This window comes from Pseudoalteromonas sp. T1lg23B, from assembly GCF_002964665.1.
Taxonomy (GTDB): Bacteria; Pseudomonadota; Gammaproteobacteria; order Enterobacterales; family Alteromonadaceae; genus Pseudoalteromonas.
The window spans coordinates 429-26737 of sequence record NZ_PQBZ01000034.1 but is presented as its reverse complement, the minus strand read 5'-3'; the positions used below and the strand labels follow the sequence as shown (position 1 = coordinate 26737).

Genomic DNA, 26309 nt, shown 5'->3' with positions numbered 1-26309 from the left:
AAAAAAGCACTTGGGCTAGCCAAGTGCTTATCTAACAACCCACACATGTGTTTATCTTATAAACGGGCGTTGTTGACTTTAGACCATAAAGTTACGCCAACCTTTTCTATGGCTGCGCTAAAACCCAAACCCATTTTTTCAGAAAGTGACTTTTTACCTCGATAAGTAACCTTATATAGCTGATGTGTTTGATCTAAAGACATTAACACGTCATCACTGGTACTAATTTCGTCTACTAAGTTGAGTGATTTTGCATAGCTTGCGAACCAATGCTCACCAGTAGCTACCGCGGATATATCAAGCTGAGGTCTGTGTTGTGCAACAAAAGATTTAAACAAGCCATGTGTATGTTCAATTTCTTCTTTGAACTTCTCACGTCCCTTTTCAGTGTTCTCGCCGAACATAGTTAACGTTCTCTTATATTCTCCGGCCGTGATTTGCTCAAAATCTACATCATTCTTTTTTAGGAGCTTATGGAAATTCGGAATTTGCGCCAACACACCAATCGAGCCAACGATAGCAAAAGGCGCAGCAATAATTTTATCCGCAACACATGCCATCATATAACCGCCACTTGCTGCGACTTTATCTACACAAACCGTCAGTGGCAAACCATGTACTTTCACGCGGTTAAGTTGTGACGCAGCAAGACCATAGCCATGTACGACCCCACCACCACTTTCTACATTAACCACCACTTGATCTTTACTTTTGTCCGCAATGGTTAGAATAGCGCTAATTTCTTCACGCAAGTTTTTAACTTCATGGGCATCCAAGCTACCCGCAAAGTCCACCACAAACACTCTACCTTCAGGTTGCTCATCCTGTTGTTTTTTCAAGGTTTTACGATATGCCTTGAGTTCCTTTTTATCAAGTGCCTGTTCAACAAAGCGCGTGTTGGTTTCCTGCATTTGCTTTGACAGATCTTTTAACTCTACTTCTCCTGATTCATTTTTCGACTTTTGACCAGCGCCGACAATCAATACGATTACCGCCCCGATAGCAAAAACTATTGTGACCGCCTTCGCCAAAAATAAACCATACTCAAATAAAAATGCCAACGTTGACTCCTTTGAAATCTAGCAAATAAACCATAAAAAAAGCCGCTTTACAGCGGCTTATCATCTTGACTCAATAACTATTAATTAGCAATAACTGCTGGGTTGCTAATTGGCAGTAATAAACCTTGAGACTTTAAGAAAGACACGATTTGCGTTTGCATTTCTACTGTCGCCATTGCATGACCTTGTGCCGTGCCACCAGCGTTCTCACGATAAGCTGTAGTAACGACCGAACCATGATTACCTTGGCTAAAGTTAACAACATAACTCATTGGCGTAGTTGTCATCTGTGTTTCAGATACGGTTTGCAGACCCATCATACGTGCCATTGGCGTGCTACCAGCTAACGGGTTAGAAGTTGTTGGTGGAATAACCGTGTCTGCTTTATTGCCATCTACACCTCCTGTGATCACACTCATATAAATGGGTGTTTGCACAGCTTGAACAAGGCTCGCGTAGTTACCTGGGTCACCGCTATCTAGCACCGTTTGCGAAGCATAAACAAACTGTTGAACAATGCTCTTTATTGCTGCCAGTGACTGAGTGTCTCCCGTTTCTGTTAAGTGCTGGGTATAAGCTACAAATGCACATGGAGCCACTGCAGATAGGTAGGTCGGATCTTGTGGATTAACCGCAATTCCTTCATCAACAGGACAAATAGATGCCGCATCAGTCGCGATAAAGGTGATAAATGCTTTAGATGCGAGGTTGTTTGCCGCTAGCAATACAGAGCCTTGTACAAATGGACCAAACTCTTCTGACTCTGCTAAGAAACTCGCAATGCCACTACCACCGCTGGCCAATGCCGCACTTTGTACTCTAAATAGTGGATCGACTTGATCTGCTAATGGCATATTTGCATGAGCAATAAAGCTAGGTGCGACTACCGAACCCAAAGAGTGACCAATGAAGCTCACTTGTGTTGGATTTAAACCCAGCGCAGGGTTCACAAAGTTCAAGCCTAAACGTAAACCCAACAAATCGACAGATGACTGACGTAAATTATCACGTGCAACTAACAAAGATGTCAGGTTCATATATGATAATACAGAGCCCTTACCATCGGTTGCATTAAAGTCATCAGTACCATCACCATCAATGTCCAAACCACGCTCACCGTGCATTGGATGATCGATTGCAACCGTTGCAAAACCTTGTGAGCTCAGCGCTAAGGTCAGACCGAGCATTGCTTCTTTGCTGGTGGTAATACCGTGCTGAAGAATAACTACAGGCCAACCAGTTGCTGGCTGCTCAATGCCAAACAGTTCAGCTCTTGGTTTGGTAATTTGCACGGGTACGTTCGCCAACCATTGAACTTGTGGGATCGTGTTATATTTAGTTAAGAAACGCGTAGTATCCAAACCGAAATCACGCAGCACACCATTAGACATCGCGGCACAAGCAGCATCGTTTGTATCTGCTTGTGGTTCAGGCAACGTACCACCCACAGCCGCTTTGTAACCTAGCACTGCAACTGCACTATCACATTGAGCACGCCAGTAAGTATCTGCTGCACTGCTTATCTCAGTGGTCGCTGGCTTAGCTGAATACATAGGTAACTGAATACTACCTCGCATGTATTGAACAGCCTGAAATTGCGCAAGTGTCGCAGGGTCAGAAATCACCCCCGATAACACATCAGCTACTGTCATCATAGGTTGCTCAGGCACCACGACTTTCGGGTTAGTGCCTTGTGCAATGCTTGCCGCCATTAACTTTTTGATAGTGCCAACGACCGGACCTACCGATTGCATCGTTGCAGCGGCAGTATAAATGATATTTTCTTTGGCTAAATCACTGTCACTGGTTACCGCACTTTCGTAGCTTTTGATAACCGCTTGCAAAGCTTTTTGAGTGTCAGTAACTAAAGGAGCTTCTTGGCGCAGTAAGGTATACGTTGAAGAAGACTTAATTGCACGTCCGTCGCTCATGGTCAATGAATCAGTCAGTACCGTAATATAAGTCTTTCCCGCCTTGAATGGTTTAAGTGGCTGGATCACAATACCATCACCACTTTCATTTAAAACAGAAACAAAATCGCCAGTCATACCATTTTCAAGCTCACCAACTAGACGACATGCGATACCTGCTGGCACTGCTGCACATTGCTCATCGCTTTGATCGGCGCCCATCACCACTTCAAATATACGCACTGATTGTGGGTCACTAGCTGATTGCGCACTGACAGACTGTCCTGCTGGCACATTTAAGTCGATCACATAAGGCATTTGCGTAGACCAGCCATCTTGTGCCCCGAGGGCTAATGATGGAGACGCATAGTGGGCACGTGTAACCGCTGGACTACCATTTTCATCTAGCTCACCAGGTAGATTAAGGGTGCCGTCTTTTGTACCGCTCAAAAGTAAATCGTTAGGAATAGAAATTACACTGTTTGATGGATCAAATTTGATAGAAACTGAGGGCAGTACTGGGGTTGATTCTTTTTTTACATCTTCTAATGATTCACCGCCACCACAGCCGACGAGGACTGAAGAAACCGCGAGTGAGAGTAGCATTTTTTTCATTTTATAGGCTCCGACATAATCTTATTATTCTTAGTGCTCTAATTCGTTAAAACTATGTAATTTTGTTTTTAATAAGACATTAGACCAGTTAAAGTTAACGTAAAGTGTAGCCTTTCGCCACCTATATTTACAATAAATTCGATAACTTGTGGTAAAATGCCGAAAATTTACCAGTTGAGGTTGAAAATGCACGATTATATAGCCGCGGCTAATGCCTTAGAGAACAAAATAATTTTAGTAACCGGTGCTGGTGATGGTATCGGTCGAGTGGCTGCAATCACTTATGCTAAGCACGGTGCAACCGTAATTTTACTTGGCAAAACGACTAAAAAGCTTGAGTGTGTCTATGACGAAATTGTCAATGCAGGTTATCCACAACCTGCCATTGTCCCACTCGATATGCGCGGCGCAACCAAGCAGAATTATCGCGATTTGGCTGCCACTATTGAGCAGCAATTCGGTAAATTAGACGGATTACTCAACAATGCCTCGATTTTAGGCTCTTTAGGGCCGCTTGAGCACTTCTGTGTTTCGACGTTTGAAAACATCATGAAGGTCAACGTGACAGCTCAGGCAATGATCACTAAGTACATGTTCCCATTGCTACGCAAAGCGCCTAATGCATCGGTTGTATTTACCTCATCAGGCGTAGGCCGTCAGGGTCGTGAGTTTTGGGGTCCTTATGCGATTTCTAAGTTTGCCACCGAAGGTATGATGCAAACATGGGCATCTGAGGTGGGTAAAACCAATATTCGTATTAACTGCATCAACCCAGGTGCCACACGCACAAGTATGCGCGCATCTGCATTTCCGGGCGAAGATAAAGAGAGCTTAAAAACCCCTGAGCAGCTCATGCCAACTTATCTATATTTAATGAGTGATGATTCAAAGCAGGTAAACGGTCAGTCTATTGACGCCCAGCCTAAATAAAGCTACTCATGAGCTTGTTTTATAAGTGATGACGTCTCAAAGGAAGTCATCACTTTGGTTATTGCTTTTTATAGTTGCATAGTCGATTTGAACTGTAATTAATCTGAGTAGCTAACAACAAAACTGGTGAACCGACTAACTCCGTCGTTATTGCCAGGTAATGAACAGCCCAGCACACCACGGCCAACATCATTGAACTGAGACAACATAAAGCCTCTGGCAGCCAAATAGTTACGGCCCCTCTGCGCCTTGTTAGTCTGTTGATGAATTACGAGTGACTGGGCACCTGCATTATAGAAAGTCACATTGCAGCCTGTTCCATGGTTACTTTTTGCCTCCCATAAATCAATATTCGCACCTACCTCTAAAATATCTTTTCCTTCTCTAGTTGGGATAGGACAGTACACATGGTCATAGCTTTCGGTTCGGTTTTCTATTGTACCTCTAGAGATGTCTTTTTGCGCATGTCCTCTGCTGATTTCACAAAATGATGCGCCATAGGTTACGGTCTCGGCATAAGTAATTGGTGCCAGTAATAGTAGTGCAAGCGTACATATTTTAGTTTTCATTGACTTCCTTTTTTGTATAGATGTTATTACGTTCCTAGGCCATTGTAATCAAATTGGGTACTTCGTCAACATAAACAGAATTCCTCACTACAAGAATAGTTTTTTGCAAACTCCACTATTGAGTTAAAATCCAAAGCTGGCATTCAAGCCTAAGGTAATGTACCGACTCATTAATTAAGGATATTTGTGGCAAATTTTGAAACTCATTTTAAGGCGTCTGTCGTCACCAGCGCCGCACTTAGCTCGGTTATCTTAGCCACTTCACAGGCTAACCCAACCGACACACTGTTACTTTTTGTAATTGGTAGCTTAGCAGGATTATTACCCGATCTAGATGCAGACAAGTCCCGCTCGTTGAACAGTTTATTCTCTGTTTTTGCATTGTGTATTGGGATTTTTTTGCCCATATTTTTGGAACTAAACTCACTGACCGAAATTTGGTTAAGTGCGCTGGGAGCCTATCTCATATTGATGTATGCCATTAAACCTCTGTTTGAGCGCTTTACCGTACACCGAGGTGCCAGTCATTCTTTGCTCAATGTAGTAATGATTGCCTTGCTCACGCTTAATCTCGCGATCATGGCAGGAAAATCGATCAATTTTGCGTTGCTGTGTAGCGTATCGGTCACGGTAGGAATGCTGACCCATTTGATCCTAGATGAGTGTTATAGTGTAGATATTAATAATAACGAGATAAAAGCGTCATTTGGCAGTGCACTTAAACCTATTGCCGTCGCCTCTCCCTTCGCCTGTCTGTTACAAATTACAGTTATTGGATTATCTATTTATATGTTGACTCCATACTACGATGGACTAATAGCAGCTATAAACGGTTGGCACTATCAGTTGGCCAAGCTGCCGCTTTTACCAAACACTGACGTGATACAAAAATGGCTATAGTAAAAATCAGGCTGCCGGATAGGCAGCCTGAACTCAGTCGCTTGGTATTACCAAACTAAACGATATTTAACTGAGAACGTGCGGCCACGACCAGGGATTGAGCTGGTGTTGTTACCGTTACGTTGTAGCTGGCTGTACACAGGGAAGTATTGGTTATTGAATAAGTTTTCAATACCTACAGACACTGTGCCCTGTTCAAGCTCGATCTGAGAGTTAAAGTCAACCAAAGTGTAACTTTCAACGTCTCTTCGACCGAAAGCATTTTTACCTTCTAAACGATAGTCTTTGCTGCCACTGCGCATCAGTGTCAGGTTTGTGCGCCAGTTGCTGGTAATGTCATAGTTTAGCTGCGCGGTAAATTTACTTGGCGCAATGCTAAAGCCGTTCATCTGCCGGAATTGCTCTGCATTTTGTGGCTTTTCATCACCATTTGCTTTGCTGTAGCTAAAGTCTGCACTCAAATTATTGGTGATGTCCCATGATGACGCAATTTCAAAGCCATCAATTTCCACTTTGTTACGGCTGACTGAAAGGCCCATCCCCTCGCTTTTAACACCACCTAAATCAGATTCAGACACAAAATATGCAGCACTTAGGCTGACTGTTCCTAACTCACCACGCCAACCAATTTCACGGTCTGTTGACTCAATTGGTTGTAATGAAGACTGACTTAAGTCGAACTGACTGCTGGCATAACGGATCTGTAAGCCAATATCTGGTAATTCATACCCTTCATTGAAGGCAACATACACCGTATGGTTATCATTGATATCGTAGGTCACACCCAGATTGTAAACCGTAGAGCTATAGTCGTAGCTACTGCCAGAAATAGCAACTGCTTGACCTAATGTTGTGAAGTCCTCAAAACTCGCATCAATTCGCTCAGCTCTTATACCAGCCTCAACGCCTAGTTGTTCAGTGACACTCGCTCGGGCTTGGGCAAAAGCAGCTAAAGTACGGTGGCTGATCTCTGGTACAAAGGCTTTGTCACCCGTTTCTTTGAAAACTAAGTAACCGCTATTGTCGTATACCTCTCCATCATAGGTCGTCACTGGCATTTCACTGCGCTCATCTTGTGCGTCAAAGCCCCAATCCAACTCAAAGTTATCAGCTAGTTTTGAATTTATGGTTAGCTTAAGCCCTAAATTGGTACTCTGTAAGTACGTTTGTGCTAAGTGGTTCCATGTTGCATAAGGACGGCCATCAAACGGAGCGAAACGCGCATCATAATCGCGATAATAGAATTGTGCTGACAACTTATTATTGTCACTCAGTTGATTCTGATATCCTACATTAAAGACCAAGTTGTTGATCTGGTTCTGCTTATCAAGTTGTAACCCTTTGATAGACTGAGCTTTGCTTATGTATGGTAATGCTTTAACTGAGGGGTCAGAGGCATACTCTGTATCTTGCTCCAACACATAGCTTAGCACTGATAAAGACAGTGACTGTTCATTCCAAGTCCTAGAAACCTTTGCATCAAAGCTAAAAATATCGCTATCGAAGCTATCGCCTTGGCTCGGTTCAACCGCCAGACGATCGCCATCCGCATCTGAGAAGCTATCTACATTTTCATAGCTTGCCCCAATACGATATTGCCAATCATTAACTTCACCAACAAAAGATTGCGCCAGTGTATAAGCGCCGTTTTTCACTTCGATACTTGAAGCAATTTCTGACGCTTGTTGTCCACCCTTAGTATAAATGTAAATCACGCCCCCAGTTGCACCGCTGCCATAAAGCGCATTACCACCGCGGAAAATTTCTACGCGCTCAACTTGTGCGGGATGTAAGTTGTGCAAATCACGAGAAATATTGCGGTTAGTATTCATGGGTACACCATCAATCAGTACTAATGCATTGCGACCACGTAATGTTGTCCCAAAGTTTGTTAGTGCTGGAGTTGGTGGTGCCATACCCGGGACCGTTTTCGCCAGTACTTCAGCAATGTTTTGTGCGCTGGAAAATTGCGTACGCAACATTTGCTCATCAATCACTGAAACATTGCGAGCGATAGAGTTTAAGTCTGAAGCCATGCGCTCAGCACGGATTTCAACATGTTCAATATCGTCGGCTATTACGTTATGCGAAACACCAGCTAACAACGTGGTAATACTCACACAGAGCAGAGATTTTTTAAGAAGCATTCTAGTCCTTATACTAAGAAGTATTATTATTTATATTTAAAATCTAAATTCTGAGTGCATGATAATCTAACTGATAACTATTATCAATAAGTAACTTAAGTGAAATATTGCAATTTGGTAAAGGACGAACAAATTGATGGCGTGTACTTTTAGGTGGCAGCCGTTGCCCAGCCTTGGCGTGTTCAATAACACACTTTGGCGTTAAAGCCCTGCTTGGATGAGTGCTAATAAACTCAACTTCTTCATAATCCAGTAAAATACAAGGAACCTTTGCTAAGCCCAAGCGGCATGCAACTAAGTGCCTATGGTGGCCGTCCATGATAGAGCCTGAGAGCCTGTCTACTGTGATAGGAACACGCCACAGCTGTTCATGTAAAACTTTTTGCTGCAACCACTCTACGCGCTCAGGGATCACTTCTTCATTGGGTTTAAGATCTTGCGGTGACATAAAATGTATTGATTTATCTAGTGGCATAACATGGCTTCCTTATACATTGATTCATTTTAAATTTTGCGCAGCGAATACGCATAACCGCACTCGCTGCCGCACCGAAGGTTACAAATACACTCTTTGTGGATGTGGATGAGATAAAAAGTCATGATGAGAAATATGCCAACCATAGGCACCAGCCTTTTCGAAGACGATAATGTCTCCCGCACTCAAACGCTCCACCGTGACGCCTTTTGCCAATACATCTTTAGGGGTACATAGCTCTCCACATAAGGTGACAGGTTCATTGGCAACCGTTGGCTTGGCAAACGGATATGGCCAATCATCTCTCTCTAGTACCAAAAACGGATGATTATGCTGCCAAGACGACGGCAGTCTAAAGTGGTGGTTTCCCCCTCGTAGCACCGCAAAATTCTCGCCATGGTTACGCTTAATATCCGTCACTTGTGCCAAATAAACGCCACAATAGGCACTTACAAAGCGGCCACATTCCATGGCAATATTTAGTGTTGGAAAACGCTTCAGTAATACGCTTAGCTGCTCACAATAGCTTGACCAATCGAATGGGCGCTGATCATCTTGATAGGTAACACCAATACCACCACCTACATTGACAGTGCTCAGCTCTAAGTTATGTTGCTGTTGCCATTGCACTGCCGTTGTAATGTATTTTTCAATTGCCTTGATCTGGGTGTTTTCTTGTAAGTTATTAGAAATACAGTGGAAGTGAAAACCAACAACGCGTAAATTTGCATAATTACTAAGCTCGCCAAGTATCTCCTCCAGTTCACTTTGCTCAATACCAAACTGTGTTGCTTTGCCAGCCATTTGCAATGTCGCATCAGGCAGTTCAAAACTAGGGTTAACACGTAATAATACCTCTACCGTTTTTCCCTGCTCTTGAGCCAACCAATTTAGTCGCTGCATTTGCAACTGACTTTCAAGGTGATACAAAGTGACATCGTACTGCAATGCCGCTTTTAACTCAGTGAGTGTCTTACCTGGCCCGCCAAATGCAATGGGGACGCTTGCGCTGATGGCTCTCACCTTTGCTATTTCACCCATCGAGGCAACCTCAAAACCATATACATGCCCCAACAGTGCACGTAATACTTGTTCATCACTATTGGCCTTTATGGCGTAATAAAATTGCACCGTCTCTGGCAATGGGTTGAGAAGCGTTTGCACATGCTCTGTCAAACTGTTCAAGTCATATAGAAAGGCACACACTTCATGTTGCTGTTTAGCTACATATTCTTTTATTTTCTCAATACTGACCGTCACTGTTCCAGCTCCTTTTTGAATTGCGCAATATTCGCTTTATGGGCGTTGCGCATAATGCTTCTATCATCACCTAATACAAAGTTAGACACCCCGCTTTGCTGCCATAATGTGACAGCTTCTGTCGTACGTGGAATTGCCATAAAGGTGCTTTGTGCATGCTCACAAGCTTGTGCTATCTGAGTGATTGCGGCACGTACACTTGGGTGCTGAGTTTGCCACGCAACCCCTAGTGACTGTGATAAATCAGCCGCGCCTTCTAACACCGCATCTATCCCCAATGTTGACGCTATCTGCAACGCATTCTCAACGCCAAGCTGAGTTTCAATCATAGCGACCACCACCGTTTGCTTATTGGCTTCAATCAAGCTTTTGGCAAGCTCTTTTGTGGCGTATCCGTTGAGTCTTGTGGAGTTCAGCCCTCTCGTCCCCAAGGGGCTGTAATAGCAACGTTCAACCAACTCCTGCGCCTGTTCTGGCGTTTCAACCATGGCGCTGACTATACCGCTCGCGCCGGCATCCAATAGCGGTGCGATTAAGTCATAGCGCCCCTTGGGGATCCGCACCAATACTTCCAACTCAGCAACCCTTGCTGCTAGTAACACTTTTTCCACGTCATTTAAGCTGTGTAACGTGTGTTCAAGATCAAAAATGATGAAGTCATAACCAGCCAGAGCTAACTGTTCGATAGCCACCACATCAGAAATGGAGCTAAACACACCGAAACATTGGCTTGGCTGAGAAAGGCGTTGTTTTAATCTTACTTTACTCATCTGTCGGCTCCGAGTTTCGCATCTGCCAACGGATTGCTCACAGACATTACACGTAGGCGTTGTTCTGGCATAAAACGACGACAAGCTAACTGCTCTACGTCTATGCTCGGTGCAAAAAAGTCAAACATTTCAAAACGTTCACTAAGTTGAGAATGCGCACTTTGATAGCGCTCGATACGGCTGCGAACCAAATCCCAAAACGCCTCTCCACTGAATGCAAAATGTTGTTCGATAAACCAACCCAATTCCGCCAAATTGACAAAACACAATGCATCTTGCGTAAAGTCGCGTAACTCATCTTTACAATCAGTCTGTAAGAATGAGTTTGGATTAACACGGGCATGCTCCGCAGGTGACTCAATTAGACCCGGCAACAGTTCAGGTTTGTCGAGTAAAGCCACACTGAACCTCACACCATCGTGAAAGTCTTTCAGCGCAGCCTGAACTGGTAAACCTTGTTTATGTACCAACAACATATTTTGTGCGTGCGACTCCATTGCCACACCGTGTTGCCAGAGCATATGCATAACCGGAATATACACATGATCAACTAAAGCACTGAGCCATGTGGTCAAGCCATGCTGCTCTACCCAAGGGGCGATCACCGGTTTGTCATCAATATCCAGCTGCATCAATGCGGTCACTGGTACGACTGATTCGGGGGATTGTACATACTGATAAACACTTTCACGCCAGATACAACCCAATGCACCGTATTGGGCACTGAGCATGGGCTGAGACAATACGCTAACCCCTGCCACTTCCTTCAGAATTATGGGTCGCGTGACTTGCTGCCATGCCTGGTCATCTTGCAACAGGCTGCACAGCCAATCGCTGATCATGCCCGCATTGGCAATCGTGTGCGGCGCTAACACTCTGGAGGTTGAAGTATTAGTGATACTCAGGGCTAATTTCACCGATAATGCCGTAACGTCACTGTAATCGCTAAGTGTGCGGATTGACTGCTGAGGCAAGTAGCGGTGCCCATCGATCTCTAATGGGTAAAGTCCGCTGCGCGACGCAAAGTAAATTTCCCCAATATGTTCCCATTGCCATGGGTGTACCGGTATTAGCATTACTTGCTCTAATGTTGTACCAAAGGCTTTTAACTGGGTTTCTATTTGTAATAACTGACCATCATTAAAGTGATTTCTAGCCAAACTCTGGGCGCTATGACCATTTGCAAAATTTGCACTCACCTGTTGTAAGTCAACCGCTAACCAGCGCAGGTGCATGGGTTTGGCTAACTCAGGGCCATAATTGGCGTTATCTTTTAGTGTAAAACCCAATCTGGATTTAAAACTGGGGTGATAGAGATGACCATTACTGATCTTTGCCTCACAATGTGCATAGTCCATTTCTCTCAGTGGTGTCTGTGGTTTTGCCGCCAAAACCTGACTATGTTTTTGCGTCGTATGGTGCAATTCATCATAGAACCTAGACCAGACATCGGCTGGCGCTAACTCTAATTTGGCCAAGTCTGTCATCATTTTTGCCAATGAAAGCCCACAAGAACGTCCAAGGTGATGACGTACTAAGGTTGAGTAATCAATACGAATACGCTCAAAATGTGCCGTTTTTCTCGCTATCACTTCATAATAAGTTTGCTCATCCAAAGGCAAAATTAACTTATTATTCTGCCAGTGATATGGCAGCACTTTTTCATACAATAAGGCTTCTATAAGCTGAGTGACGACTCTTTGTTCAGCTTGTTGTTGCGCTGATAATGACAACCCACTTTGGTAACGTAATGGATTGTCTATATTTATCCACACAGGAGATTCACCACAGCCATGCAAAGTACTCAACAAGTTCCCTTTAGCTGGTAATGTGGCACAATTTAGCAAAGCCAGAGCCTGAGGTTTAGCAATATCGTCACTTGCGACACTCGTCAAAAACTCTCTCGTTACAGACCACAGTGCCTCTTCAGAGATAGCATGGTTACGCGCCACAGCAGACAGCACGTGTGCAATATGATTTACCACCACATAGTACTGATAGCGGAACCATGCTTCATCTTCACTGTAGCTTGCTGAACTGTCAGGGCTAAGGTTAGGCTGTCTTTGAATTGAAACACTACACCCTTCCATATCTCTGACTACCAGCATACTTGGCCAACCATTTTCAAAGTACATCAATGCATTTTGCAGGTGAGCTTCAAGACTCACACCGGAACTTGCGAACAGTCTCAAGGTGGGTAATAGCGCGGCATCTAAATATGCATACCACCATTGACTCAAAAATGTTTCATTAACTGTTGTGTTATGTGCTTGCGCCGCTGCATGAATAAAGTCACTTAAAGGCATTGTGCCAGTGATTGGTGATTCTTCCACTAAGGCCGCGAGAATGCGTGTTTGCGCTTGCATAGACTCACTCAAACCTTGTCGATACAACACCGCAAACGATGCAGCTAACGCTTCATTGTTGATTGTTTGATACGCGAGTTCAGGAAGCAGTCTCAGTCGCTCTATACCCTTATCAAGCTGGTTATCAACGATGATCTCACTTGCATCCAGCGCTCTTTCCAAGTGGCTTGGCGGATTATTACGTATGAAATTAGTGATACGTACATCAAGCGCTAACTTCACAAACAAACCCTGCTTTGGAGCAAACACCGTGCGCACCGATGAGGTTGGCCACACCGTCTCCCCCATCGGACCTAACGATATAATTTCATCCTCTGCTAGATACGCTTTTACGGCCTCATCTTCGAGCAGGTGATTGGCTTGCCATGGGTGACAGGGTAACAGTTGATATTCGTCAAAGCGATTACCCAGTAAAGACTTAGCTTGCGCAAGCATGATGGGATCTTGTGGTATTTTATAGTTACTGATCACACGTTGTTTCAAAAGTGCTGGAGACAGGGCAAAATAATGCAACTTAAATGCAGCACCTAATTCTGGGCTATAACGTGCCAAGTCTTCGTCACTAAAGCCCTGACACGCCTTTGATGTCACATGAAATGGATGGCCTAGAAGTAACCCCTGCTCTGCTTGAATGAATTCATCTCGCTGCATTGTGTTTTGAGATTGTTTTGCTACCTCGCTAACATAATGACGACAGTAACGTACGCTATTTGTTACTTTTTTAAAGAACTCATCAGAGGCCTCGATGCTGCTAACCTGTGCCAAGGCATTACACAAATGCGCAAGCAAAACATTAATATCCTTCAGCTCTGTTGTCACACCCGACGCATGGATTGCGACTGGCATGTGGTAGCGGTGATAGCCCGTCATCGAATAGTGTTGAATATCAAATAACACCTGTACACCATCATCAGACAAAGGCAATGCATATTGGTAGCGACCGGCATGACGACACTGTCCTAAATCGATTTCCCGTTCGCGAATATATGTGTTGAGATACTGTTCAACTAGCTTTGTATCTAACAAAGCCCATTCCATCGTGTTCATTGTGTTTTTACCTTAAAATTAACTTGTTGTACTGATAGTAAAAAACTCACCAAAATTGCGGCGGCGATAAATAATCCAGCGGTTAGCCAAAGCACACTGCTAGCACCAAAGTGAGCAAAGCAAAATGCTGCTGCAAATGGGCCAAGCAATTGCCCTGAAACTTGTGCACTTTTTGCATACCCTAATGCCTGACCTTGTTGATCATCTGGGCTTAGAATGCTGATTTGTAAAAATAAACTTTGTGATTGAGTTGCGAAAAAACCACCTTGTATGATGCGTAATATGGCAATAAACCAAAGCGACGACACAAAATCGATTAACATGACTGACAGTCCGCAGCCCAAAGCGCCAAATGCAAATGACTGCGCTCCCAAACCTCGGCTATTACGCCTTCCCCAGAAGCCCGCTAAAGCAAATGTGCCACACCAAGCCAAAGCGTGGATCACACCTATTTGGCTGGCTACGTTCGGGCTTGGCCACTTTTGTGTCATATACAAAGCAAAGCCTACGACCAGTGCAAAAGCGCCAGCCTGAGACAAAGCTCCCGCTACCAACCAGCCCCATATCTGTGAAGAAAGTTTACTTTTATCCGTCGCTAGCTGACCCAACTCAGAACCTTGAGGTTGCAGTACATCTTTATCTAGCAGCCACATCAGCGCCAATAAACAACTCACGGTGACACCCGCCGTAACTGTCAAAACGGTGTTCATACCAATCGTCTGTAGGCTATACCCACCAACCAATGGGCCCAATAAACATGCCAGTGAGATAGCCTGTTGCTGCATACCTAGTTGCTGACCTTGTGGTGCGATATTGGCACGGCTAAAAAACAACGTAAGCACCACGCCGATGCCTGAAATGCCAAGTAAAAAGCGCGCACCAATAAACAAGGTGATTGATTCAAACCAAGCCATTCCTAACAAAGACAACACAAACAACACCAACGCTGCGACAAAAATGTGCTTATAGCGATAACGATCGCCTAACATGCCGACCACTGGCGCGCTGAGTAAGCCACCCACCGCAGGAGCCGACAGTGCCATGGCTGAATAAAAACCTGATACCGTTTGCTGTTGACCTAGCTGCTCAAGATAAAGTGGCAACACTGGGATCAATACCATCAAGGAGAAAGTGACTAAAAATTGCGTTGTAAGTAGCAAATAAAGCGGCTTAGTTAGCGACGTCACATGCTCTCTCCTGTGGATACTGCATAACCGAAGCTAATGGATTGGCGATGGTAGACATTGCACTGGGCATACCTGTCACGTCATCCGCTGCTCCAAATAACGGCGCTAATACCGCTTTAAATGGCCACGACTTAGCATGCAATAGATGTTGCTGAGCCCATGCGCTAAATTCATCATCATTAATTTGCTCAACACATTGCTCTATATCGCGATAAAGTCTGCGCCAAAATACTTGCTCATCCCCTCCTTGGGGCATGGCTTTAGCAATTGGATACAGGTTCACTTGTAGTCCGAGCGTAATAAAGTATTTAGCCAGTTCGGTTAAGTCAGGCAGTACCAAAGTATTTGGGGTATGCCAATTGATCTGATAATCAGGTAAGGCCAACTGATTCGCTTCTAATTGCGAAGGACAAATCCGCAACGAATCGTGGTCGCGCAGTACAAAAGTAAAGTCGTCATGATCATTAATATACAAAATTATATTTTGCCCATGACATTCGGGCGCTACACCGTAGTACAGAAAAAGAAGCCCCATTTGTACGAAACGCTGACACACATTAGTAAAAAACTGCTGATTATTGACGCCAGCTTGTGCCAACAAATGCCACGTATAGGGGTGATTTAGCGCTGCCATTGAAAGTACAAACTTACTGTTATGAGATGGAAGACACCTAAGCTGCACGCCTATCTCACCTTTACATTGCAACATATCTCGATGTGTACTGAGGCTCCACCATTGACGCTCGTCACACAGTTTCACACACCGTGCCAGTGTTTTAGAGCGTAACAGAATCTCCTGCAATAACGCGTGCGCACAGTCACCGTTGTACAAATATCTCGGTGGCATGGTGCGCATTGCGCCTAGCGGCGTTGCACTACTGGCCATTTTGATATGCCGTAAAGGGTCGCTTGGGTGACAAAATGTGCGTAGCGAACTGGTTGCTAGTCCAAGTTCAGACGTAAACTCTAAATCGCGACTAGCCGAAATGTCACGCGCCACGACTGCTTGACTAGCAAGCAATGGTAAGGCGATATAATCTTCACTTAAATCAGCAAGTTTTGCTTGCAAACTCTGTTGCTGTGAGTGAGTCAGTAGCAAGTGGTATGCTGCGTGTGATTGGCGGGTAAACACCTGCTCTTTTGGAAAAGCCCACCATTGCACTTGCTGTGCAGTCCAATTCTCAAGCACAGATTGTAGACTTGCTTTGGCGTGGGCGAATGGGTGATTTGGTCTGTCAATTACCAATGCCAACCACTCAAATAAATCCGTCATTTGTGTCACCGGAGCTTGATTAGCTAGTACATCCACCGTTTGCACCACTTCATGCCACTTAGACAAAATTCTTTGCGTGTCACCGGGTGGCCACCAATCTGATTCAACAAAATGGCTCATCAATGATGTTAGAGACACGGATGTGAGTTGCTGGTTTTGCTTTTGTATAAAAATATCTGGGTCAGTTATGGTATAAGGAACCATGTTCACAGGATTAAACTGACACGCAAAAACCAAGTGACTATGTGGGTCAAGACGAACCAAGAGTTGTCCATGTTGATAACGACAATGGGTTTTGAAATCACCATAATTCTCAAGGAAAAGTGCGGCGATGAGTTTTTGCACCAGTGCAAAGCGGGGGTTATAAAGGTTAACCGATAAAGACATCTCAACTCCTTTAAATCGCAAAGCCTCTCAAAACTTTGCTCACACACGGCTTATGATTTAGAAAATTGGACATGCGCGGTTTGGCATGCCCGTGTGTTTCTTCAACGATTAAAATAGCGGTAACTTAGTACCCGCATCCTTTTCCAAGGCTGCTTGATAGAACCAACGCGCACACACAATGTCATCTATTGCCATACCCATTGGGTTTAAAAGGATGATTTCATCGTCATTTTCACGTCCTACTACTTCACCTAGTACGATTTCACCTAGCTCAGCATGTAGCGCGTCACGACTAAACTTGCCCTCTTCAACTAATTGATTAATAACCTTCTTCTCGCGGTTTGATTGATCCCAATCATCAACGATGACTTTATCTGCTTTCACAAATACTTCTTTTTCAATGTCCATGATGGAAATATTTGACACAAAACAGCCCTTTTTCAGCCACGCATAAGGAATGTAAGGCGCATCTGAAACAGTACAGGTTACTAATACATCTGCTTGCTCTACTGCCGCTTGTGCTGATGGATGAATAACAAACTCCACTGTTGGGTAATCACCCGCAAACTGACTAATCAAGCGATCAGCTGCTACTGCTGACAGATCATATAAATGAATTGTTTTGATAGATTGATATTGTTCAAGCAATGTCTGCACTTGCATCTGTGCTATCGGACCGCAACCGATGATAGACACATCACTGAAATCCTTTTTAGCTAAATATTTAGTCGCTACACCTGTGATGGCGGCTGTACGCATTGCACTGATCAAACTGGCTTCCATGATAGCCACAGGGTAATTGGTCTGTGCATCATTTAGGATGATCACGGCACTCGCACGCGGAATATCGAATTTACTTGGGTTGTGTTGACGAGAGCCAATCCACTTGATCCCTGCGATTGGGTTTTCACCGCCTAAATAACAAGGCATTGCAATGATACGGTCAGCAATATGCGGTGCATCAGACCATCTTAAATAAGGCTTAAGCGGTTGAACAAATTGTTGTTTCGCATGTAACCTTAGGCCTTCTTCAATTGCTTGAATAAAGGCATCACTGTGATCTGCGCCCAACTGCTTAAGGTCGGTTTGACTTAGATAGCGTAGTTCAGTTTGTACTGTCATTGATATTTCCTTAACTAGACGATTTGTTCTAATTGCGTATTTGAAAGGTGACGTTGTTTAACCATGTCAAACCAATCTTGGTCGTATACAAGATCCAGATAACGGTCGCCACGATCAGCAAACAGGGTTAACACAACGCTGTGTTTAGGGATTGAAGGAAGCAGCTTCTTAATCGCTGCAATTGCAGAGCCGCTGGAGCCGCCAGCAAAAATACTTTCTTTTTTGACTAGCTCTCGGCAGGCAGATGCGGACTCGTAATCATCCACATAAATTACTTCATCGACTTCTGTTGGGTCTAATAACTCGGGCACTCGGCTAGCACCGATACCTGGTAACTCTCTTGGGCCAGACGTACCACCGAAAAGTACTGAGCCAGTTATGTCTACAGCCACAACTTTTAGGTTTTTATTTGCTTCTTTTAAACGACGTGCAACGCCCATCAGAGTGCCTGATGTGCTGGCCCCAACAACTAAGTAATCAACTTTTACTTCGAGATCTTTTAGGATTTCTTCTGCTTCACCAAAGTAATGACTACGCCAGTTATCTGGGTTCGCATATTGATTTATCCACACGGCGTTGGCGGTTTGGGCTACTAAACGTTTTACTGTATCAATACGAGTTTGCAGGTAACCATTGTTCTGATCTTTTTCAGTAACCTGAACGATGTTTGCGCCATAAATTTCTAGTAGCTTCAGGTTGGTTGGAGAAATTTTAGGGTCAACGACCGCAGTAAATGGCAGTGCATGCTGTTGACAAATCATCGCCAGCGCAATTGCCAAATTGCCTGATGAGCTTTCGATGATATGACTGTAAGGTGTGATGTCTCCTCGTTTAATACCCTGCTCCACCATAAACTTGGCAGGGCGATCTTTAATACTACCTCCAGGATTTAGCATTTCTAATTTTGCTAAAACTGTATGCTCTTGATACGGAAACATTTTGCTTAAACGTACCGTTGGTGTATTGCCTACACAAGATAGGATACTGTCGTAAATCATTGTCCTTTGCCTCCACATTCGTTATGGAGCGCTAATTTACACCAAATGCAAATAAGATCAATTATTATTTGCATTTATAGTCAATAATACGACTTTGTTATGAAAAATTTAATAGACCAAATAGAAAAATAAGAAATAAGGACCGGTATATCTTTGCTTGATTTTCCTCAGACACTAAGGAAGAAAAGAAATTATTTAAATAATAACAATGACTTAAAATGCAAATAGCAAAGGTTCTAGCGTATACTTGAATATGAGTACAACAACAACAGTAAGATAAAAACAGTAACTCCAAACTTAAATGGTGGTTAACTTGTATTCTGGATAAGCATCTAACGGTCACAGAGCTGAAATTATTAGACCTATCCGCACCAACAAATAATTGAGTTTTTAACAGTAAGCTATAGCGTCAAACTTGTTTTAGAGTGAATTCCCCAGCGTACATCACTTATCGTTATGCATTTTTAAAAATGCACGTGACCAGATGATTTATCCCTGTTTTGTCAATTCAGATACCATATCTTCAATTCCCTATTAAACTGATTATGTGACGAGTGAACTTAGTAGCCGTTCCTTATGAGGATTAACAATGTCGAAAATGATTCTTGGGCTGTTAGTTGGCGGGTTTATAGGCATTATTCTTGGTGCTTGGTTAGGTTACAAGTTAAACATTGGCCGAGACAGACGCATCGAATTCAATGAAGCAATTGAGCCAATCAGAAAAGCCTTAATGAGAGGTGAGTACATCAATGAACAGGACATCAGTATACTTGTTGCTAAACTGGGAAGAGACAGTAAAGCGGTACTCAATACCTATCGTAAGATTTATCAACCAAAAATGAATATGTCTGATGCGATCCTCAGAAAAGATATTTATGGCAGGTTAACGTGCACAAAAGAAGAGTACGAACATGCGATGAAATTAAAAAAAGATGCCATGACCAGCCTACTCATAAAATGTAAGCATCGTTAAAAGAAGCCACACAAAGCGCTACACTACTCTGAATCTCTGCGGTTTACGAGACGCCATTGATAGCTTATCAGCAATAAAAAAGCACTGAATGTCTGTACATTCAGTGCTTTATTTTGTGATTGCCTCAGTACTTCACGGCATCACAACAAGTCTTGCTCAGTGTATCAGTCTCTGAAACGAACACCCTGTGTACGTCTCGTTACCAACAACGACAGTAGTAATAGCATCAGCATGCTTAAACTACCACCTGATCCGCCATCATCTTTACCACTGTTGCTATTGCCAGCGTTACTATTTCCATCGGTATTACCATCACCGTTGTCATTGGCAGCCATAACAGTGACCGTTGACATTTGTTCGCTCTGAGCCACACCGTCACTGACGATAACTTTAAAAATCAACTCAGATTGTTCTTGTACAGTCGGCGCTACAAATGACATTGTATCACTGTTGGCATTGTCGATATCAGCCTTAATACCACTCGTTTGAGTCCATTGATAGGTTAAAGCATCACCATCTAAATCACTGGCCTGAACAGTAATTGTCAGCGTATCACCACTTGTTACACTTGCATTAGAGATTGCTGAAACCTGAGGTACTCGGTTGACATTCTTCACCGCAATATCAAATCGAGTTTCAAAAAGTTCATGTCCATCGTTAATAAATAGTGTTACGACGGCGGAAAAATCTTCCTCAATATCACCAACTTTTAACTCTACAACACTCGCCTCATCATTTAGAGATAACTCTAAACGTGAGTCAGATGAAGTCCAACTATAACTTAAACTATCACCATCAGGGTCAACTGTTTTGCTCACGTCCAGCGTCATTTGAGAACGTTCATCCATAGTATCAGAGTAACCCTCTATGACTAATTCGGGAGCCTGATTAGGCATATCAATTGCCAGCTTAACAACAACTTCAATACTACCCGACTCTGAGCTATCGAGATCCATGTCATCACCGTCTGTGATAACGATACCCAAGCATGACTCGCATCCAGTTAACTGCGTATCTGAAGGCACCATCTCCACATTCTTCCAGCCGGTTTGGGTCAGTGCCCTAGCACTGATTTGGTCTGTTGCCACTAAGCTGTTCTTGACTGGTACATACAGCACAGACGAAGCGCCTTGGTTACCAACTTCAACGTTCAGGTTAACAAGCTCACTCACTGATTGAAACATTTCATCCGCTATCTCTGCATCCCATCCATTAGCAGAAAAATAACTCGTAATCGCTTCTTCAGAAATAGACACATCTCGAGTCATAAGCCCTGTTTCAGTCAGCTTCGCAGGGCCGACTTTCAGCTTATCGGTGACTTTGGTCGATCTTACGTACGCATTGTCATTAAGTTTCGCGAATGTTACATCAGGCTGATCATCAAGGTAATCAGGAATACCATCACGGTCACTATCTTTGGTTCCCTCTTCTGCATCTGAGATACCATCATTGTCAGAGTCAGCTTGACCATCAAGTTCTATAGAATCAACAAGCGGTAGCGCGTATTCTACTACCCCAACTAATTCGCCGACTGCACTCATTCGTACTGTGAGTGCAAACTCATCGTTCTCGACCTTTTCAGGGATTACGCCCAATGTTACGACATTATCGTTGTAAATAATGCTAACAACGGCATCAATATCACCGTTCAACATTTCAAAACCATATTCGTGTGTTGGATGAACATTAGCAAGAATAAAATCAATAGAAATCATATTGCCCTGTTTATCACCCAACGAGATCGGCTGTTCATCTTGCCATGCATTGATATCTACTTGTAACTTAGCTTCTTTGTGCGAATAACTGAATTCAGAAGCAAAGTATCGACCTACATAAACCTCATCTGTCTGTATTGAGCTAACGTACACACCATCGGCGCCCGTTAACAGCTGCTCACTAAGGTTTAGTTTGCCATTTTCTTTAACAGTGAAAGACTCTGAATATCCATTGTTATTTGATAGTGTTAACGAAAATTCTGTTGTCGGCCTACCGATAAATGAATAGTTCAACGTTGCGTTAGAATTGCTGTACACCAAAGTTTCAGATTCAATACGTAGCTCAACCAGCACGTTTAGGTTCAGTGTATAAATCGCGCTATTTCCAACCGCATCAGTTAATTTAAGCAATACTTTTTTTAGACCAGGGCTAAAGTTCGTAGGCTCTACCAATTCAATTCCTGTGACTTCACTTACAGTGTCATAGGCTATCTTGTTGTCTTTAACAGCTAAAATAAAGGCTTCTTCATTTCTGTCTTTAAGTTGCAAATTGTCGTTAAGCAGCACAGGTGCAGTGGTATCAACAATATGTACTGTCTGAACGACTTCAGCTTGATTACCAACAGCGTCTTCCGCCACCCAAGTGATTTGATGCTCACCAAGTGGCAACGATTGGGGGTTTAACAAATAAACGGTAGGTGCCTTATGACCGTTGTCTGTAGCCTCAGGTACTGACAACAATCCGTTGACGGGAGTAAATTTTGCGCTCGCTTCAATAGTAACCGCTCCCAACGCAGCAAATTCAGGAGCTGCATTTTCTCCTACATTTGGATTGCTCGGCTCAATGTCTTCAACATCTTTGACTCCATCGTTATCACTGTCTTGATTATTAGGCTCAGAGTTAAGGTTAAACTCTTCTAAATTCGTCAAACCATCCTGATCGCTATCTATAAGCGCATCCGTTGAAACCAGTGGGTTGAGGCTGTAGGATACTTCCCAGCCATCAGGCATTCCATCACTATCCGTGTCCGCATCGTGTGGATTGGTTGAATTAATGAATTCCTCCAGATTAGTTAGGTTATCCTGATCAGGGTCTAGGGTCGCATCTGATGGATCATTTGGATCCAAGCCATTTTCAGTTTCCCATCTGTCGAACATACCATCTTCATCACTGTCTTGAGATTCAATCACAAGGCCAGAAATGCTTAGGTTATCGACCAGCACGGCATCTAAACCATCTGATACACTGCTATCTTTGGAGTATTCGAAGCGAATTGTATAGTTACCGGCTGCTATTTCTTGCTCAAAATGCTGCCAATCATACTCACCTGCCAACCTCAAAACTTCCTGATTGTTTAAATAAACAGTCAGATGATCACAACACCCTTCTGTACTAACGAGGTAGTCAAACGATAGTATCCCCGCCTCCGATTCAAATTCATAATCAACATAGGTAACTTGTGAGTCATCAATATCATTGCTGCTCAGACTGAAGTTATCTTTACTACGTACCGTAGTTACAATCCAAGGCTGAGTGATATCAGAAAAAACAAACTCCTCAGGCAACCTTCCATTTTCAAAGTTAAATAACGTTGCTGGGGGGAGTTCCGGTACTGATTCAGGATCATTGGGGACTGTACCATATACATATTCAGCTAGGTTACTGACGCCATCTCTGTCTAGATCAAGGTTTCTATCTACGTCAGATATAGGATTTAAACCAAACGTGTGCTCCCAGCCATCAGGCATAAAGTCACCATCCGAATCGCTATTGTTTGGAAATGTGCCTAAGTCAAATTCTTGGATGTTGGTCAGACCATCTTCATCGAGATCACGATTTACATCAGCAGCATCAAGTGGGTCTAAACCATATAGAATCTCCCACACATCGGGCAGGCTATCTCCATCGCTATCTGCATTTTGGCTAACCACTCGAATATTATCTACAAAGACTGCGTCCAATCCGCTTGAAACACTCCCATCTTTATAGTACTCAAAGCGTATTGTATGCATACCTGCATCGACATCTAATCTAAACTCCTGCCAATCGTGCCGTCCAGAAGCTTGGTGGATCAGATCACCATCAATGTACACTTTTAAATAGTCACAACACTCTTCTGTGCTAACAAAATAGTCAAATGACAGTACACCACCATCAGTTAGAACAAGCGTCTCAGCATAGGTGCTTTGCCCATCCTCTATATTGTTATTGGTCAGGCTGTATGAACCTTGACTCTGGACATCGGTTATCTGCCAAGGGTTAGCTGGGTCTGAAAACAGCATCTGTTGTGGTAGTTCACCATTTTCAAAATCAATATTCCAAACGCTGGCGACATCAGGCGCTGATGCGCTGTTATTAGGTTCCGTTCCGAATAAAAACTCAACTAAATTACTAACCCCATCTTCATCTGCGTCTAATTGTGCATCTGCAGAAGAATTAGGATCTAAACCATAGCTAATCTCCCAGCCATCTGGCATTTGATCTGAGTCAGAGTCTGCATTAGTGGGATTTGTTTGATGGCTATGGAATTCATCATAGTCTGACAGGCCATCTTCATCGGTATCCGTCAAAGTTGGGTTCGTTTGTATTTCGTACTCTTTAAGGTTATTTAAACCATCATCATCAAGGTCACCCTGAGCATCAGTGGCATCGTTAGGATTCAACCCGTACAATAGCTCCCAGTTGTCATCCATCAGATCGCTATCAACATCAACAAATTGAATGTTATTGCACACAATACCTACAGTCTGAAAGGCTTGAATAACATCATGTGCATTATAGCTAAGATCAATAGCCGAGTTGATTACGCCACACGCACCATCTTCAAAATTAGAAGATGCAACCCAGTACTGTTGATTAGCTCTAACCATTAGATCAAACGCTTGACGAACATTCCAGCCATTGGTGTTTGACAACAAATAAAAGGCTCTATTAAAAACGCCGCTACTGTGATGAACATCTATTCCGTCATAATACTGAGAAGCGTGATCAATCGATCTTCCATCATTGGACGGTGTTTCAAAATACCGAAGCGCATCCTCTGTCTTCGTCATATCCCCACCGATAAGCCAATCATTACTTCCCCTGAGGTAATACTCCGCCGCGTCTCCTGCAATATCAGAAAAAGCCTCGTTCATACCGCCTGATTGACCATAGTAAATAAGATCTGAATTTTGATTTGTAAAACCATGGCTTACTTCATGAGAAACTATATCCAAAGTAACCAAGGGATGAAATCTATCAGCACCATCACCGAACGTCATGGCGTAGCCATTCCAGGTGGCATTTTCCCACCCGCTTCCTGCATGAATACGCATTAACAGCTTGAATGTTAAAGGTGCAGTGTTGTACCAATCATAATACATATCATAGACAGCTGTGCCAAAAGCATGGGCGTCATTGAGTGGCGAATAAGCACCATTTATCTCTTTGTGAGTATTGTGGCTACACGCAAAAGAAAAAGCGTCAATCGGCTCACTTCCTGACTCCATAGTAACCGTTTTGACCTTATCATTTTCCAGATAACAGGTATCGTCAATCTGTGTCACAACCAGTGCAGGATAATCCGTACCATATTCATACCGGCCAATTTTTGTATTACCACCCGGTCCAGTTGCTTCTGCACTGTGAACATTGTTCCAATGTTTTATTAATGTGTAGTCTGATTCAAGCACCAATACCACAGGCTTCGATTGCATCTGTTGCGTTAATATATTTAACTCAATCAAGCGCGCAAATTTCGCCTCTCCTGCGAGCATAACTACATAGCGTTCATTAGAACTAACAGTATATGGAACTGACTTTTCAAGCTTTTCCTTCTTTAAAGCTATTTGAGCTGCTTTGTTTACATCGAACTTAAGGTTTTTTGATTTTTGTAATGTAACCTCATCAATGCTCTGTACAAAAAAGCCACTAATATGTCCATTTATACCTTGCACACTCAATTGTTGTGCCCAAATAGGAGTGTCACCATAAAACTGTTGTAGTCGATATGGTTGATCAGCGCCTTTTGCCATACGATGAGCATTTACCGCTGTTTGTATCTTTTTAAAGTTCAGGCCATTACTGCCCTTACTCGCATAATTCCCTTGTGCTACAAGCGACTGAACTGTATCGTAATTATGCCTAGTAACCAGCTGAGACCCTTCAGCTAGAGCGCTTCCTGCAAATAGGGTAGCCGCTGCAACCACACCTATATTTGGTTTTATCTTCATTAATATTCCTATTATCCCAATATTTCCCTGTCAATTGTCTCTAATTAAGGGTTAAGTCACAAGTATTAAATTGGTCAAATTTGGGACAAGTTGAACGGTAGGTTAACGACAAACCGCATGTTGGAAAAGCGAAGTCTTTGGTACAAAAGTAAAACTCGTATAGCGGTAGGTTGGAAAAGCGACGCGCCTTCCAACAACTGCGCAAAAGTTTAATAGCGAATACTGACATTCCTTTTGCGCAAGGTGAGATGAGCAAGTTTGACTACCGCCGAGGGATTCACCTCTCACCCCTCGTCCTTAAACGTCGGATGGCGCTACGCTTATCACGACCTACAGACCCAAAACGCAAAAAGCCCATCCGAATGGATGGGCTTTTCACTTAATTAAGT

At 43.3% G+C, this 26309-nt stretch carries 16 protein-coding genes; 3 read left to right on the top strand and 13 right to left on the bottom strand.

Going from position 1 to position 26309, the window contains the following annotated elements; translation table 11 throughout:
* Positions 1-56: 56 nt before the first annotated feature.
* The gene (sohB, locus tag C2M32_RS08655; RefSeq protein WP_105168054.1) at positions 57-1061 is read right to left on the bottom strand and encodes a protease SohB; all 1005 of its coding nucleotides are present in this window, start codon (positions 1059-1061) and stop codon (positions 57-59) included.
* An 80-nt stretch (positions 1062-1141) separates the two neighbouring features.
* Positions 1142-3586 (bottom strand): VolA/Pla-1 family phospholipase, encoded by a 2445-nt coding sequence (locus C2M32_RS08650; RefSeq protein WP_105168053.1) that lies wholly within the window; start codon positions 3584-3586, stop codon positions 1142-1144.
* A gap of 186 nt (positions 3587-3772) precedes the next feature.
* Between C2M32_RS08650 and C2M32_RS08645 the strand changes: the two genes are divergently transcribed.
* Positions 3773-4516 (top strand): YciK family oxidoreductase, encoded by a 744-nt coding sequence (locus C2M32_RS08645; RefSeq protein WP_105168052.1) that lies wholly within the window; start codon positions 3773-3775, stop codon positions 4514-4516.
* A 98-nt stretch (positions 4517-4614) separates the two neighbouring features.
* Here the strand turns inward: C2M32_RS08645 and C2M32_RS08640 are convergent, their stop codons facing one another.
* Complete coding sequence (locus C2M32_RS08640; RefSeq protein ID WP_105168051.1) at positions 4615-5085, bottom strand: hypothetical protein; 471 nt, start codon at positions 5083-5085, stop codon at positions 4615-4617.
* A gap of 186 nt (positions 5086-5271) precedes the next feature.
* On the opposite strand from C2M32_RS08640, the gene C2M32_RS08635 reads away from it, so the two are divergent.
* Positions 5272-5985, top strand: a complete 714-nt coding sequence (locus C2M32_RS08635; RefSeq protein ID WP_158678178.1) for a metal-dependent hydrolase — start codon at positions 5272-5274, stop codon at positions 5983-5985.
* A gap of 47 nt (positions 5986-6032) precedes the next feature.
* Here C2M32_RS08635 and C2M32_RS08630 read toward each other — a convergent pair whose 3' ends face one another.
* From C2M32_RS08630 to sbnA, 9 genes are all read right to left on the bottom strand, one after another.
* Positions 6033-8132 carry a TonB-dependent receptor gene (locus C2M32_RS08630; protein ID WP_105168049.1) on the bottom strand — a complete coding sequence of 700 codons (2100 nt, stop codon included), beginning with the start codon at positions 8130-8132 and terminating at the stop codon, positions 6033-6035.
* A gap of 43 nt (positions 8133-8175) precedes the next feature.
* Positions 8176-8607, bottom strand: coding sequence for a ParB N-terminal domain-containing protein (locus C2M32_RS08625; protein ID WP_105168048.1), 432 nt, complete (start codon positions 8605-8607; stop codon positions 8176-8178).
* Positions 8608-8688: 81 nt separating this feature from the next.
* Positions 8689-9867 carry a type III PLP-dependent enzyme gene (locus tag C2M32_RS08620; RefSeq protein ID WP_199886142.1) on the bottom strand — a complete coding sequence of 393 codons (1179 nt, stop codon included), beginning with the start codon at positions 9865-9867 and terminating at the stop codon, positions 8689-8691.
* A complete protein-coding gene (locus tag C2M32_RS08615) occupies positions 9864-10637 on the bottom strand; it encodes an HpcH/HpaI aldolase family protein (RefSeq protein ID WP_105168047.1) in 774 nt (257 codons plus the stop codon). The genes C2M32_RS08620 and C2M32_RS08615 overlap by 4 nt, the downstream gene beginning before the upstream one ends.
* Positions 10634-14050, bottom strand: a complete 3417-nt coding sequence (locus C2M32_RS08610; RefSeq protein ID WP_105168046.1) for an IucA/IucC family protein — start codon at positions 14048-14050, stop codon at positions 10634-10636. The genes C2M32_RS08615 and C2M32_RS08610 overlap by 4 nt, the downstream gene beginning before the upstream one ends.
* Positions 14047-15237, bottom strand: coding sequence for an MFS transporter (locus tag C2M32_RS08605; protein ID WP_105168045.1), 1191 nt, complete (start codon positions 15235-15237; stop codon positions 14047-14049). The genes C2M32_RS08610 and C2M32_RS08605 overlap by 4 nt, the downstream gene beginning before the upstream one ends.
* Positions 15221-16897, bottom strand: coding sequence for an IucA/IucC family protein (locus tag C2M32_RS08600; protein WP_105168044.1), 1677 nt, complete (start codon positions 16895-16897; stop codon positions 15221-15223). Before C2M32_RS08600 ends, C2M32_RS08605 begins: the two co-directional genes overlap by 17 nt.
* 108 nt (positions 16898-17005) lie before the next feature.
* A complete protein-coding gene (gene sbnB, locus C2M32_RS08595; protein ID WP_105168043.1) occupies positions 17006-18019 on the bottom strand; it encodes a 2,3-diaminopropionate biosynthesis protein SbnB in 1014 nt (337 codons plus the stop codon).
* A 14-nt stretch (positions 18020-18033) separates the two neighbouring features.
* Complete coding sequence (gene sbnA / locus C2M32_RS08590; protein ID WP_105168042.1) at positions 18034-19017, bottom strand: 2,3-diaminopropionate biosynthesis protein SbnA; 984 nt, start codon at positions 19015-19017, stop codon at positions 18034-18036.
* A gap of 589 nt (positions 19018-19606) precedes the next feature.
* Between sbnA and C2M32_RS08585 the strand changes: the two genes are divergently transcribed.
* A complete protein-coding gene (locus tag C2M32_RS08585; protein WP_105168041.1) occupies positions 19607-19990 on the top strand; it encodes a hypothetical protein in 384 nt (127 codons plus the stop codon).
* A gap of 164 nt (positions 19991-20154) precedes the next feature.
* On the opposite strand, the gene C2M32_RS08580 is transcribed toward C2M32_RS08585, so the two are convergent.
* A complete protein-coding gene (locus tag C2M32_RS08580) occupies positions 20155-25920 on the bottom strand; it encodes a M4 family metallopeptidase (RefSeq protein WP_199886140.1) in 5766 nt (1921 codons plus the stop codon).
* Positions 25921-26309: the final 389 nt, after the last annotated feature.

What these genes read in the sequence shown, in the direction of transcription:
- C2M32_RS08650 (WP_105168053.1), bottom strand. Translation starts at nt 3,586, where the DNA reads ATGAAAAAAATGCTACTCTCACTCGCGGTTTCTTCAGTCCTCGTCGGC.
- C2M32_RS08645 (WP_105168052.1), top strand. Translation starts at nt 3,773, where the DNA reads ATGCACGATTATATAGCCGCGGCTAATGCCTTAGAGAACAAAATAATT.
- C2M32_RS08640 (WP_105168051.1), bottom strand. Translation starts at nt 5,085, where the DNA reads ATGAAAACTAAAATATGTACGCTTGCACTACTATTACTGGCACCAATT.
- C2M32_RS08630 (WP_105168049.1), bottom strand. Translation starts at nt 8,132, where the DNA reads ATGCTTCTTAAAAAATCTCTGCTCTGTGTGAGTATTACCACGTTGTTA.
- C2M32_RS08625 (WP_105168048.1), bottom strand. Translation starts at nt 8,607, where the DNA reads ATGCCACTAGATAAATCAATACATTTTATGTCACCGCAAGATCTTAAA.
- C2M32_RS08615 (WP_105168047.1), bottom strand. Translation starts at nt 10,637, where the DNA reads ATGAGTAAAGTAAGATTAAAACAACGCCTTTCTCAGCCAAGCCAATGT.
- C2M32_RS08610 (WP_105168046.1), bottom strand. Translation starts at nt 14,050, where the DNA reads ATGAACACGATGGAATGGGCTTTGTTAGATACAAAGCTAGTTGAACAG.
- C2M32_RS08600 (WP_105168044.1), bottom strand. Translation starts at nt 16,897, where the DNA reads ATGTCTTTATCGGTTAACCTTTATAACCCCCGCTTTGCACTGGTGCAA.
- sbnB (WP_105168043.1), bottom strand. Translation starts at nt 18,019, where the DNA reads ATGACAGTACAAACTGAACTACGCTATCTAAGTCAAACCGACCTTAAG.
- sbnA (WP_105168042.1), bottom strand. Translation starts at nt 19,017, where the DNA reads ATGATTTACGACAGTATCCTATCTTGTGTAGGCAATACACCAACGGTA.
- C2M32_RS08585 (WP_105168041.1), top strand. Translation starts at nt 19,607, where the DNA reads ATGTCGAAAATGATTCTTGGGCTGTTAGTTGGCGGGTTTATAGGCATT.
- C2M32_RS08580 (WP_199886140.1), bottom strand. Translation starts at nt 25,920, where the DNA reads ATGAAGATAAAACCAAATATAGGTGTGGTTGCAGCGGCTACCCTATTT.